Raw genomic sequence first — 12494 nt, 5'->3', positions numbered from 1 at the left:
TCCGGTGAATAAATACAATTAATGGCAACAATAACTTAACAAAATATTGGCTTTTTATTCACCAGCATTCTGTAAGTCTCTGATATTGCGATTTTGTGATGCGGCGCAGAGGCGCGTTTCAGAATGAGCCGGGTAACCGCGTCGTTACCCGGCGGAGGCCATTTAGCGCAGCGCCCTGGCAATCGCGCTAAACATCAGAGAGGCTTCCAGCGGCTGGGCGCTGAAGGACGGTTCCGCCTGCGGCCAGGTAGACCACTGGACGATGACCAGATTTTCCTTCGGGTTCACCATAATCATCTGCCCGAAAATGCCCAGCGCCCAGAGTGAACCTTTCAGCGAATCCTGTGCCGTCGGCTCTACGCCCGTGGCGTTGGCGGGCACTTCGTTGTTCCACCACTGATAGCCGTACAGCCCCTCGGGATGGGCGACAGAGACCGAGCCTTTGGCCTTCGTCCAGTCTGACGACTGCCGGATCCAGTTTTCCGGCAGGATGGTCTTACCGTTCGGCAGCGTACCGTTGTTCAGGATAAATTGCCCGAAGCGTCCCCAGTCCTCCAGCGTGGCGTTAAAGCCGTGCGCGCCGACATCGTGCTGGCCTTTGCTGTAGGCATGCCACACGCCGTCGCTCGCCATGCCGTAAGGCTGCCAGATGCTTTTCTCCAGATAGGCCGCAAGCGTCATGCCGGTGGCCCGCTCCAGCACGTCACCCAGCAGCCAGGCGCCGCCCGAAGAGTAGGACCAGCTCTCTCCGGCCGGGTGAATCCTGCGCAGCCCCTTCACCAGCTTGCGCACGCAGTCATAGGTACCCGGCTTCGCCTCGCACTCGGTGAGCTGCGCGAAGTCGGATTTAGGGTTGGTGTAATCCTCGTTCCACGCCACGCCGGAGGTATGGGTGATAAGCTGCTTAAGCGTCACGCCGTCCCACGCGGTGCCTTTCAGGTCGGGTTCATACCGCGTGACCAGGTCGTCGAGCGAGTGAATTTTTCCCTCTTTGAGGGCCACGCCTACCAGCGCCGATACCACCGATTTCCCAACCGAGCGCGAGGTCCAGAGCGTGGAGTCGGTGTTGCCTTCTCCAAGGTACTTCCAGGCGATTTTGCCGTCCTTCAGCACCAGCATGCCGCTGACGTTCTGGCGTTTAAGATACTCTTCCAGGCCGTAGCGCCTGCCGTTGACCTGATAGTGGGCGTCCGTGAGCGGCTTGTCCGACACCCGCAGCGGCACGGCGTTACCGTGGCGGAAAACATCCCCGGCGTAGTTGCGGTAGTCATTGCGAAAGCCCACCACGCGGTCAGCCTGGCTCCAGGTGAGCATCTTATGGGGGTCAGGCAGCGTGGTGTCGAAGGGGGCTGGGCAGGCGCTGAGGTCGGTGCCTTTACAGGCCGCCACTGCCGAAGGGGATATCAGGGTGCTGAAGACAAGGCCCGCCAGCAGGGCATGGTTTACTTTTCTGTTTTTCATATCCGTCTCTTACAGGTTAGGAACGGCTTCAGTTTAAAAACCCCGGGGCTATAATAAAAAACGCGTAGCGGGGGAAAATCCCCCAAAAAAACAGAAGGAGCGTAGCGTGGCGGGACTGATTTACTCTTTTGCACAGCTCGAGGCATTTACCGCCGTGGCCGAGAACGGGAGCCTGAGTAAAGCCGCGGTGGCGCTGAAGAAGGACCGAACGACGCTTCGCGATCTGGTTGATTTTCTTGAGGATGGGTTAGGCTACGCGCTGTTTATTCGCGACGGCCGCACCCTGCGGCTCACGCCCGAAGGGGAACAGCTTCAGCGTCAGGCGCACCTGCTGATGCGGCAGGTAAAAGCCTTTGAGGCGTTTGCCAGAGAGGTGCCGCACGGTGCCACGCAGGGCCTGACGCTGGTCTACGATCCTTTTACGCCCAGAGCCTTTCTGCACGGGGTAATTGCTGAAATGGCGGTGCGAAAAATCCGCCTGAGCCTTATTTGCGCCTCGCGGGATGAATCGGAACGGCTGCTGGCGAACAACGACGCGGATCTCGCCATCTGCCAGGCGCGCAACCGCAGCGTGGGTAATGATATGGATTGGCGTGCCCTGGGTGCCATCGATATGGATTTTTATGCCGCCAGCGGGCTGTTTGCTGACTGTTCTTCGCCTCTGTCGCTGCTCGATCTCTCCCTGGTACCCCAGGTCGTCATGCACCCCGCCTCGGACGAGCCGGTGGCGCGCCGCCTGCAGATTTCCGGGCATACCCTCTTTACCAATGAACCGGAGATGCTGCGCGGTTTGCTTGAACGCGGCTGCGGCTGGGGATTCTTACCGACGCATTTTCATGCCTGTCAGTGGCAAAACGTAAAAAGGCTGCACACCGAAGTGGGCAGCCAGGGGATTGGTCAGACGATGGTCACCATCTGGAAGCCGGGGAGCGACAAGCGCAGCACGATCGCTGAAACGCTGTCGCTCTTGCCGGACGTATGGAAGCACTCAGCGCTGTGAACAGCCTTTACACTGCTGGTTCTGGATCTGCTGGAAGAAATCGTTGCCTTTGTCATCCACCAGGATAAACGCCGGGAAGTTCTCCACTTCAATTTTCCAGATGGCCTCCATTCCCAGCTCAGGATACGCGACGCACTCCAGGCTCTTAATGCTGTTTTGCGCCAGCACCGCCGCCGGGCCGCCGATGCTGCCCAGGTAGAAGCCGCCGTGCTTATGGCAGGCGTCGGTTACCTGCTGGCTGCGGTTGCCTTTTGCCAGCATGATCATGCTCGCGCCGTGGGACTGCAGTAAGTCCACATACGAATCCATGCGTCCTGCGGTGGTTGGGCCGAGTGAGCCAGACGCGTAGCCTTCCGGCGTTTTGGCCGGGCCCGCGTAATAAATCGGATGATCTTTGACGTACTGCGGCAGTTCTTCGCCATTGTCGAGCAGCTCTTTCAGCTTCGCGTGGGCGATGTCGCGCGCCACGATGATGGTTCCGTTCAGCGACAGGCGGGTAGAGACCGGGTGCGCGGAAAGCTGCGCCAGGATCTCATTCATCGGCTTGTTCAGGTTGATGCTGACCACGTCGCCTTCGCCCTGCTGGCGCAGCGATTCAGGAATATACTGACCCGGGTTGTGCTCCAGCTTCTCAATCCAGATCCCGTCACGGTTGATTTTCGCTTTGATGTTGCGGTCTGCGGAGCAGGAGACGCCCATGCCGATCGGGCAGGACGCGCCGTGGCGCGGCAGGCGGATCACGCGGATGTCGTGGGCGAAGTATTTACCCCCAAACTGCGCGCCGAGGCCGAGGTTCTGTGCTTCCTGAAGAAGCTCCTGTTCCAGCTGAACATCGCGGAACGCCTGGCCGTGTTCGTTGCCTTCGGTTGGCAGCGCGTCGTAGTAGCGCGTGGAGGCCAGCTTCACGGTTTTCAGCGTGCTTTCCGCCGAGGTGCCGCCAATCACGAATGCGATATGGTACGGCGGACAGGCCGCCGTTCCCAGGGTACGCATCTTCTCAACCAGGTAGTTTTTCAGCTTAGCCGGGGTGATCAGCGCTTTGGTTTCCTGATACAGATAGGTTTTGTTGGCAGAGCCGCCGCCTTTAGCCATGCACAGGAATTTATACTCATCGCCGTCAACGCTGTAGAGATCGATCTGCGCGGGCAGGTTGGTACCGGTATTCACCTCTTTATACATATCCAGCGCCGCATTCTGGGAGTAGCGCAGGTTGTCTTCAATGTAGGTGTTATACACGCCCTGGCTCAGTGCCGCTTCGTCACCGCCGCCGGTCCAGACGCGCTGGCCTTTTTTACCCATGACGATCGCGGTGCCGGTATCCTGGCAGGTCGGCAGCACGCCCTTGGCGGCGATTTCGGAGTTGCGCAGAAACTGCAGGGCAACGTACTTATCGTTCTGGCTGGCTTCCGGGTCGTTGAGGATGGCGGCAACCTGCTTCTGGTGGGAAGGACGCAGCATAAATGCGGCATCGTGGAAGGCCTGCTGCGCCAGCAGGGTCAGCGCTTCCGGCTCCACCTTCAGGATTTCCTGGCCTTCGAACTCGGCAACGGAGACGTGCTCTTTGGTCAGCAGATAGTATTCGGTGTCGTCATGCGCAAGAGGGAAGGGGTTCTGGTAGATAAACGGTTTGTTTGACATAGCGTATTGCTCCACAAAAATTAAACCGCCGGAGGATAAGTCCGGCGGTCAGGAATCAGAACATCATGGACATCCACGGATAGCCAATCAGCAGCAGGGCCGCCAGGAAGATGGCACCGAAGATGGTGCCGAGGCGCCAGTAGTCTTTGGTTGGCAGGTAGCCGCTACCGTAGTAAATCGGGCTTGGGCCAGTACCGTACGGGGTGATGATCCCCATCACGCCCAGCGAGGTCACCATCAGCAGGACAAACACTTCCATATTCATGCCCGGAATGGTGGAGGCGATGGTCAGCATCGCTGGCAGCAGCGCCGTGGTGTGCGCGGTGGTGCTGGCAAACAGGTAGTGCAGCAGGTAGAACGCCAGCAGCAGGACGATGGTCGCCACGCCCGGAGAGATACCGCTCATTAACAGACCGCCTTCTTTACCCAGCCAGCTGATAAAGCCGGTAGAGGAGAGGCCGTCCGCCAGCGCAACCAGGGTGGCGAACCAGACGAAGGTGTTCCACGCCGCTTTGTTACCGGTGATATCGTTCCACTCCAGCACGCCGGTCCACAGCATCAGGCCGACGATGAGCAGGGCAGCCATCGCGGGCTCAATCCACGCGGCAGCGAAGATCCACATCAGCAGCGCGCAGCACACGAATACCAGCAGCAGGATTTCATTGCGGGACAGTTTGCCGAGTTTTTCCAGCTCACGGGTCGCCCACAGCGGCACTTCGTTGTTCACCTTCACTTCTGGCGGGTAGAACCAGTAGGCCAGCAGCGGCATGGTCAGAATCAGCAGGATGCCCAGCGGCAGGAAGGCGAGGAACCAGGTACCCCAGGAGATATCAATCCCAACCGTACTTTTCACCAGCGCCAGGGCCAGCAGGTTTGGCGCGAGGGCGGAGAGGAACATTGAGCTGGTGATACAGGCCGCGGTGATTGCCACCCACATCAGGTACGAACCAATTTTACGCGCGCTTGGGTCGTTCGGTTTTGAACCGTACAGCGGCGGCAGGTTAGCGATAATCGGGTAGATGGTCCCGCCGCTGCGCGCGGTGTTCGACGGAGTGAACGGTGCCAGCAGAAGGTCTGCAAACGTAATCGCGTAACCGAGCGTCAGGCTGCGACGGCCAAGGTATTTCACCAGAATCAGCGCCAGACGGCGGCCGAAGCGGGTTTTGTCATAGCCTGCGGCGAACATAAAGGCACCGAAAATCAGCCAGACGGTAGAGTTACCAAACCCGCTCACCGCCCACTTAAAGGAGGCGCCTGCCAGCTTGAATTTCGGGTCGGCCAGCTGTTCAGGGCTGAACAGCACCCACTGGCTGCACAGGGCAATGGCGACCACGCCGGTCAGACCGATCACCGCGCCCGGCAGCGGTTCGAAGATCAAACCAACGATCACGCCGACGAAGATGGCGAAGTAGTGCCATGCGTAAGGAGGCAGTCCTTCCGGTACCGGAACAAACAGCAGCAGTACGGCGACGATGACGGGCAGAGCCATCATCAGCAGACGTTTTGCGTTTCCATTTGATGCCTGGTTCGCCACAGGGGGCGTTACAGCAGTTTTTGTATTCATAGTTTCACGTCTTAAGTTGTCAAAGATTCGGTCGTACTGAAAAAACAAAATCACTTTCTTAAGTTTCTTTGCTTTTTTTAGTTATTAAAGGTGCGGTTTTGTATTTTCAGTAATAGCAATTTAACGCTTTTACGGTGGCGCTAAATTAAAAAATGATGATGTTTTTATATTGCGCTTTTGGATGCCATAACTATTGATCGCGATCAAAAAAACAGAATCGCAGCGTTATTTTTATGCTTTTATTAATAACCACTCAGGCGTATGTGGGTATTGCCTGTTTTATTGGTTTGTTTTATCATTTTTGTAACATTTATGTTTTCTGTGCTTTGCATTCTATTGTTTTTTATCGGTTTATTTGTGTCCTGTGAATTGGTTTTACCAATTTTTATTTAACGAACTTTAAATTATTGTGAATGACTGAATTACATTCGCTAACACCAATGTGTTATTTGTGTTATTGCAGGGATTAAATAGTTTTTTAACTAACGTAATAACTTTAGAAACTAAAAAAATCATTATATTAATATCATGACATCGGCAAATAACGACGAACTAAAAAAACAATCCGATAACGAATTCTTAATTTTTTAAAAGTTTGGAGTTTCTATTATGAGCACTAACGAACGCATTCTTAGCCCCTTCACATTACCGAATGGCACTGAACTGAAAAACCGTTTGTTAATGGCACCTATGACCACCTGCACCGGCTATTACGACGGCACCGTTACCAGCGAACTGGTGGAGTACTATCGTGCCCGCTCCGGCAGTATCGGCACCATCATTGTGGAGTGCTGCTTCGTCGACGATCTCGGTCTGGCCTTCCCTGGCGCGATCGGGATTGATAATGACGAGAAAATTGCCGGGCTGGCGAAAATCGCGGAGGCGATTAAATCTAAAGGCTCTAAGGCCCTGTTGCAGATCTACCACGGCGGCCGCATGGTTGACCCGAAACTGATCGGTGGTCGTACGCCGGTTGGCCCAAGCGCCGTTGCCGCGCCGCGTGAGGGTGCAGCAACGCCAGTGGCGCTGACTGGCGAAGAAGTCGAAGGCATGATCGGCAAGTTTGGTGAAGCGGTGCGCCGCGCCATCCAGGCCGGCTTCGACGGCGTGGAAATCCACGGGGCAAACACCTATCTGATTCAGCAGTTCTACTCACCGAATTCAAACCAGCGTGACGACGAGTGGGGCGGCAGCCGCGATAACCGCGCGAAGTTCCCGCTGGCGGTTCTGGATATCACCCACAAAATGGTGCGCCAGTACGCGGACGACGCGTTTATTATTGGCTACCGCTTCTCCCCTGAAGAGCTGGAAGTGCCGGGCATCCGCTTTGAAGACACCATGTACCTGCTGGAAAAACTGGCGGCACGCGGTGTGGATTACCTGCACTTCTCCGTCGGCGCGACCCTGCGTCCTTCCATTGTCGACACCCAGGACCCGACGCCGCTTATCGAAAAATACTGCGCGATGCGTTCTGAAACGCTGGCGCAGGTTCCGGTCATGGGCGTGGGTGGAGTAGTGAATGCCGCCGATGCCAATGAAGCGCTTGAACACGGTTACGACCTGATTGCCGTGGGCCGTGCCACTATCGCCTATCCGGACTGGACTGACCGCATCGCGGCCGGGGAAACGCTGGAGCTGTTTATGGACAGCACCCAGCGCGAGGCGCTGAACATTCCTGAACCGCTGTGGCGCTTCTCGCTGGTAGAAGCGATGATCCGCGACATGAGCATGGGCGAATCCAAATTCAAACCGGGTACCTTTGCTGAGAAAGTACAGGACGACGCTAATGAACTGGTGATTAACGTCAGCCTGGAAACCGACCGCATTGCGGACATCGAGCTGGCCTCCGGCCCGAGTGACGACGTTGAGTTTGTGACCAGCTTTGAAGAGATCCGTACCCGCATTCTGGATGCCAATACCCCGCACGTGGATGCCATCACCGGCGCAACCAGCCAGAGTGAAGCGGTGAAGAAAGCGGTCTCTAAAGCGATGCTGAAATCCAGCAAAGCGCTGGCAGCGGAAGAGGGCGTTGACCCGAACGAAACCCGCAGCGTGGACGTGGTGGTTGTCGGCAGCGGCGGTGCCGGTCTGGCGGCGGCGATTCAGGCGCACGACGAAGGCGCGAGCGTGCTGATTGTTGAGAAAATGCCAACCATCGGCGGGAATACCATTAAAGCTTCTGCCGGTATGAACGCCGCCGAAACCCGCTTCCAGCGCGTGAAGGGCATTCAGGACAGCAAAGAGCTGTTCTACCAGGAAAGCCTGAAAGGCGGCGGCAACAAGAACAACCCGGAACTGCTGCGTCGCTTCGTCGAGAATGCGCCGCAGGCGATTGAGTGGCTGGCAACGCGCGGCATTATGCTGAACGATATCACCACCACCGGCGGGATGAGCATCGACCGTACTCACCGTCCAAAAGACGGTTCTGCGGTGGGCGGTTACCTGATTAGCGGCCTGGTGCGTAACGTCAACAAACGCAACATCGAGGTAATGCTGGATACCTCCGTCAGCGACATCATCTTCGAGAACGGCGAAGTCACCGGCGTGCGCCTGACCACCGAAGAGAATGAAACCGTCACCGTAGCAGCGAAAAGCGTGATTGTGGCAACGGGCGGCTTCAGCGCCAACAGCCAGATGGTCGTGAAATACCGTCCGGATCTGGAAGGTTTCGTCACCACCAACCACAAAGGGGCAACCGGTGGCGGTATCGCGCTGCTTGAGCGCATCGGGGCAGGCACTGTCGATATGGGTGAAATTCAAATTCACCCAACCGTGGAGCAGAAAACCTCGTATCTGATTTCCGAATCCATCCGCGGCGGCGGGGCGATTCTGGTGAACCAGCAGGGGAACCGCTTCTTTAACGAGATGTCGACCCGCGATAAAGTCTCCGCGGCAATCATCGACCTGCCGGAGAAATACGCTTACATCGTCTTTGACGAGCACGTACGCGCCAAAAACAAAGCCGCTGATGAGTACATTGCCAAAGGCTTCGTGACCAGCGCCAGCTCGCCAAAAGCTCTGGCGGAAGCGCTCGGTATGGATCACCACGCTTTCCTGGCCACCCTGGAACGTTACAATGGTTTCGTAGAAAAACAGCACGATGACGACTTTGGTCGTACCACCGCGCTGCGTGCGCCAATCAATGAAGGGCCATTCTACGCCATTCAGATTGCGCCGGGCGTGCACCACACCATGGGCGGCGTGACCATCAACACCGAAACCTGCGTGCTGGACAGCAGCCACAACGTGCTGCCAGGGGCTTTTGCGGCCGGTGAAGTGGTCGGCGGGATCCACGGCGGTAACCGTATCGGCGGTAACGCGGTGGCAGATATCATAATTTTTGGTACCCTTGCAGGACATCAGGCGGCTCTGCGTTCGAAAAAGAGGTAAGGCACCTGTTTCCCAGGCCGGATACGCGCAGCGCTATCCGGCATTTTCCCCGGCGGCGCGGTGCTAGCCGGGGCTACATCTGAGGACTCCTGCCATGCCTGATAGCCATCGCGTTTACAGCTACTCCGCCGTCCTGATGGGCTCACCCATTCTCCTGAAACTCTTTTCCCACGATGAAGCCCTCGCGTCCCGCGTGTTTCGCCTGATCAAACAGTATGAAGACCTGCTCACCGTCAACCGCGCGCACTCGCAGGTGATGGACATCAACCATGCCGCTGGGCAGAACCCGGTCACCGTCAGTCGGCCTGTGTTTGAACTGATCCGCTGTGCAAAAGCGGCAAGCCTGTTCAAGGACAGCGCTTTTAACCTGGCTATAGGTCCGCTGGTGAAGCGCTGGAAGATTGGTTTTCAGGGGGACAGCGTTCCGCCTGCCGATGAAATCGCGTCGCTGCTGGCGATAACCCGTCCAGAAGATGTCCTCCTTGATGAGGCCAGCAGCAGCGTGTTTCTGACCCGGGCGGGGATGGAGATCGATCTGGGGGCCATCGCCAAAGGCTATATCGCCGACAGGGTGCGTGATTACCTTCGTAAAGAGGGCGCTGAGCTGGGGCTGATCAACCTCGGCGGAAACATTCAGACGTTAGGCTCGCCGGAAGGGGGTTGGAGCGTTGGGCTGAAAAAACCGTTCGCCGGTGACGCGCTGATCGGCACGATGACCGTAGAGAACCTGTCCGTCGTGACGTCGGGAACGTACGAGCGCTACTTTGAGCAAAACGGCAAGCGCTATCACCATATTCTCGATCCGCGCACCGGGTATCCGCTGGACAACGAGCTGGACAGCGTGACGATCGTTTCGAAAGACTCCATCGACGGCGATATCTGGACCACGCTGATGTACGGCATGGGGGTAGAGAAGGGCTGTGCCGCCCTGCGCGCGCGCCCCGATATTGAAGCAATCTTTGTGACCAAAACAAAAGAAGTGGTGTTCTCTTCAGCACACCACTTCCGCTTTACCCTGCTGGATAACGACTACCGCGTTACTGGCAATATTGCTTGAGCAAGCCGGTCTGCTCCGGCTGGAGACGGTAGCGATACACCGGACGCCCGGTGGCGCCGTAGTGAATGCTGGTGAACAGAATGTTGATTTGCGCGAGCCAAATCAGGTATTTACGGCAGGACACGCGGGAGATGTTGACGGCGTTTGCCAGGTCATCGGTAGAAAACTCGGTTTCCGGGTGAGCGTCAATCCACTGGCAAATCGTGCGCAGCGTTTGCGGCGTTAACCCCTTCGGCAACTTTTTACTGTCCGCCAGTTCCGGCGCCCCGCCGTGGATCAGCCGGTCGACGTCGGCCTGCTCATAGTACTGGTGCGAACCCATCAGGTTGTGCTTTGCCTTCCAGCCGTTCAGCGCCTCTTCAAAGCGCGGGAACTGGAACGGCTTGATCAGATAATCCACCACGCCGTAGTGAATGGAGGTCTGGATCGTGGCTGCGTCGGCAGCCGACGAGATCATAATCACATCAATTGGGCGGCCGGATGCGCGAATAACGGGCAGCAGATCCAGCCCGTTATCCTGCTGCATATAGACATCCAGCAGCACCAGATCGACAGGCTGCCCGGGGTTATTAATGATGGCCTCGGCCTGGTTTAGCGTGGAGGCGACGCCGCAGCAGCTAAAACCTTCAACACGGTTGACATACAGACGGTTGAGGTCGGCTACCATGGCGTCATCATCGACAATTAATACATTTATCACGCGATATTCCTCTCGCTATCCCAGGGGATGTGAACAAAAAATTGGGTAAATACGCCCGGCTCAGACTCGACGGTAATATCGCCGCCGAGGTTCTGGATTTGCTGGCGAGCAAGGAACAGCCCAACGCCACGGTTTTCACCTTTTGTTGAGAAGCCCTTTGTAAAAATAGCCTCCAGCTGAGTGGGATCAATGCCGGGGCCATCGTCGCTGACTTCGCAGCTGAGCCAGCCATTCTGATAATGCAGCAGCAGGCCGATTTCACCTTCCTGCTGTCCTTCCATCGCGTCGAGCGCGTTTTCAATGAGGTTACCCAGCGCGGTGATTAGCACCGCGACCTGCTCTTCACTCGCGGTATCCGGTATCTGGCATTCATCCGCCAGCGTCAGGGTGACGCCCGCTTCTTTCGCCCGGTTGATTTTACCCAGCAGGAACCCGGCGATAACCGGGGATTTTACCTTGCTCTGTATCGTACCGATATCCGTCTGGTAATTTTGTGCCGTCTGAATGATGTACTCTTCCAGCTTGTCGTAGCGCTTCATGTGCAGCAGGCCCAGGATCACATGCAGCTTATTCATAAACTCGTGCGTATGGCTGCGCAGGGCGTCGACGTAGTTGACCATGCCATCAATACGCTGCATTAGCTGGCTGATTTCTGTTTTATCACGGAAGGTGGTGATGGCGCCGATCACCCGATCCTGACTTTTAACGGGCACCATATTGCACAGCAATAGACGCCCGTTACAGCTGATCTCCTGATCCTGGCGCGCGACGCCCGTCTTTGAGACTTCACGCAGGCTGGCCAGCAGGGGCGCGCTGGCGTTTTCGGTCTGCTTGCCGGAGGGGAGAAGCAATATTTCTCTGGCGGTCTGGTTGATCATCGTCACGCGCCCGTGAATATCGACGGCCAGCACCCCCTCGCGAAGCGACTGCAGCATCGCCTGACGCTGTTCGAACAGGGCGGAAATTTCGTAAGGTTCGAGCCCGAACAGGATGCGTTTCAGGACCCGCACCAGACCCCAAATTGCCATCGAACTCATAAAAATACTGAATAAAATGGTCCAGACGGCGTTTAGCCGCCCGCGGGCAATCTGCTCTTCAACCTTATTCAGGGAGATACCGACCACCACCACGCCGATCTGCTCGTGCTGGCCGTCGTAGACGGGTGTAAAAACGCGCAGCGCTTCCGCGAGCGCCCCCCGGTTAACCGATACGTTCTCTTTGCCTTCCAGCGCGGGGGTTAAATCGTCGCCGATAAAATGCAGCCCAAGCAGCGCTTCGTTCGGGTGTGAATAGCGGATCCCGCGCATATCGGTGACCACGGTGAACAGCAGGTCGTTTCGCTTCGTTACCGCCTGGGCGATGGGCTGAATAATATTCTCCTGCGGTGCCTGCATCAGGCCGCGCTGTATCTCGGGGCTGTCGGCGAGGGTGCGGGCAATGCCGAGCGCGGTGTCTTTAACATCATCGCGGGTCGCCCGGGTAATTTGTACGGAGTAGAGCGCAAAGACTACCAGCAGCACAGAGGCAATAATCGCGCACACCATCAACGTGACCAGGGTGTTCAGCTTCATGGGGCGCTTGCGCGTCGGAAGGAAAGGCTGCAAATCGCTCATCAACACTCCGCGATGATAAAGAAAGGGGTAATTATCGCCGATGACGCGCATTTCTTAAAGCCATGTAAAGG

8 protein-coding genes are annotated in these 12494 nt (G+C 56.8%); 3 read left to right on the top strand and 5 right to left on the bottom strand.

Features of this window, described 5'->3' with window-relative positions:
• Positions 1–162: 162 nt before the first annotated feature.
• A complete protein-coding gene (locus V1587_RS16685; RefSeq protein ID WP_395314427.1) occupies positions 163–1461 on the bottom strand; it encodes a serine hydrolase domain-containing protein in 1299 nt (432 codons plus the stop codon).
• A 106-nt stretch (positions 1462–1567) separates the two neighbouring features.
• Between V1587_RS16685 and V1587_RS16680 the strand changes: the two genes are divergently transcribed.
• On the top strand, positions 1568–2461 hold the full coding sequence (locus V1587_RS16680; RefSeq protein WP_371899365.1) for a LysR family transcriptional regulator: 894 nt from the start codon (positions 1568–1570) through the stop codon (positions 2459–2461).
• On the opposite strand, the gene fumA is transcribed toward V1587_RS16680, so the two are convergent.
• Together fumA and V1587_RS16670 are read right to left on the bottom strand one after the other, a co-directional pair.
• Positions 2450–4099 (bottom strand): class I fumarate hydratase FumA, encoded by a 1650-nt coding sequence (gene fumA, locus V1587_RS16675; RefSeq protein WP_028019612.1) that lies wholly within the window; start codon positions 4097–4099, stop codon positions 2450–2452. The genes V1587_RS16680 and fumA overlap by 12 nt on opposite strands.
• Positions 4100–4154: 55 nt before the next feature.
• On the bottom strand, positions 4155–5663 hold the full coding sequence (locus tag V1587_RS16670; protein WP_023325580.1) for an anion permease: 1509 nt from the start codon (positions 5661–5663) through the stop codon (positions 4155–4157).
• Between the two features lie 609 nt (positions 5664–6272).
• On the opposite strand from V1587_RS16670, the gene V1587_RS16665 reads away from it, so the two are divergent.
• Complete coding sequence (locus V1587_RS16665; RefSeq protein WP_371899364.1) at positions 6273–9053, top strand: flavocytochrome c; 2781 nt, start codon at positions 6273–6275, stop codon at positions 9051–9053.
• Positions 9054–9147: 94 nt separating this feature from the next.
• A complete protein-coding gene (locus tag V1587_RS16660; protein ID WP_371899363.1) occupies positions 9148–10110 on the top strand; it encodes an FAD:protein FMN transferase in 963 nt (320 codons plus the stop codon).
• Here V1587_RS16660 and dcuR read toward each other — a convergent pair.
• Positions 10091–10810, bottom strand: coding sequence for a two-component system response regulator DcuR (gene dcuR, locus V1587_RS16655; protein ID WP_023336197.1), 720 nt, complete (start codon positions 10808–10810; stop codon positions 10091–10093). The genes V1587_RS16660 and dcuR overlap by 20 nt on opposite strands.
• Complete coding sequence (locus tag V1587_RS16650; RefSeq protein ID WP_063143643.1) at positions 10807–12423, bottom strand: sensor histidine kinase; 1617 nt, start codon at positions 12421–12423, stop codon at positions 10807–10809. The genes dcuR and V1587_RS16650 overlap by 4 nt, the downstream gene beginning before the upstream one ends.
• Positions 12424–12494: the final 71 nt, after the last annotated feature.

Source organism: Enterobacter sp. ECC-249 (assembly GCF_043965265.1).
GTDB classification, from domain to species: Bacteria; Pseudomonadota; Gammaproteobacteria; order Enterobacterales; family Enterobacteriaceae; genus Enterobacter; species Enterobacter quasiroggenkampii.
Note: the sequence above shows the minus strand (reverse complement) of the source record. Positions and strands in the feature narration are given on the sequence as shown.

Bases quoted from the DNA above. Each gene is read 5' to 3' on its own strand.
- V1587_RS16685 (WP_395314427.1), bottom strand. From the start codon at position 1,461: ATGAAAAACAGAAAAGTAAACCATGCCCTGCTGGCGGGCCTTGTCTTC.
- fumA (WP_028019612.1), bottom strand. From the start codon at position 4,099: ATGTCAAACAAACCGTTTATCTACCAGAACCCCTTCCCTCTTGCGCAT.
- V1587_RS16670 (WP_023325580.1), bottom strand. From the start codon at position 5,663: ATGAATACAAAAACTGCTGTAACGCCCCCTGTGGCGAACCAGGCATCA.
- V1587_RS16665 (WP_371899364.1), top strand. From the start codon at position 6,273: ATGAGCACTAACGAACGCATTCTTAGCCCCTTCACATTACCGAATGGC.
- V1587_RS16660 (WP_371899363.1), top strand. From the start codon at position 9,148: ATGCCTGATAGCCATCGCGTTTACAGCTACTCCGCCGTCCTGATGGGC.
- V1587_RS16650 (WP_063143643.1), bottom strand. From the start codon at position 12,423: ATGAGCGATTTGCAGCCTTTCCTTCCGACGCGCAAGCGCCCCATGAAG.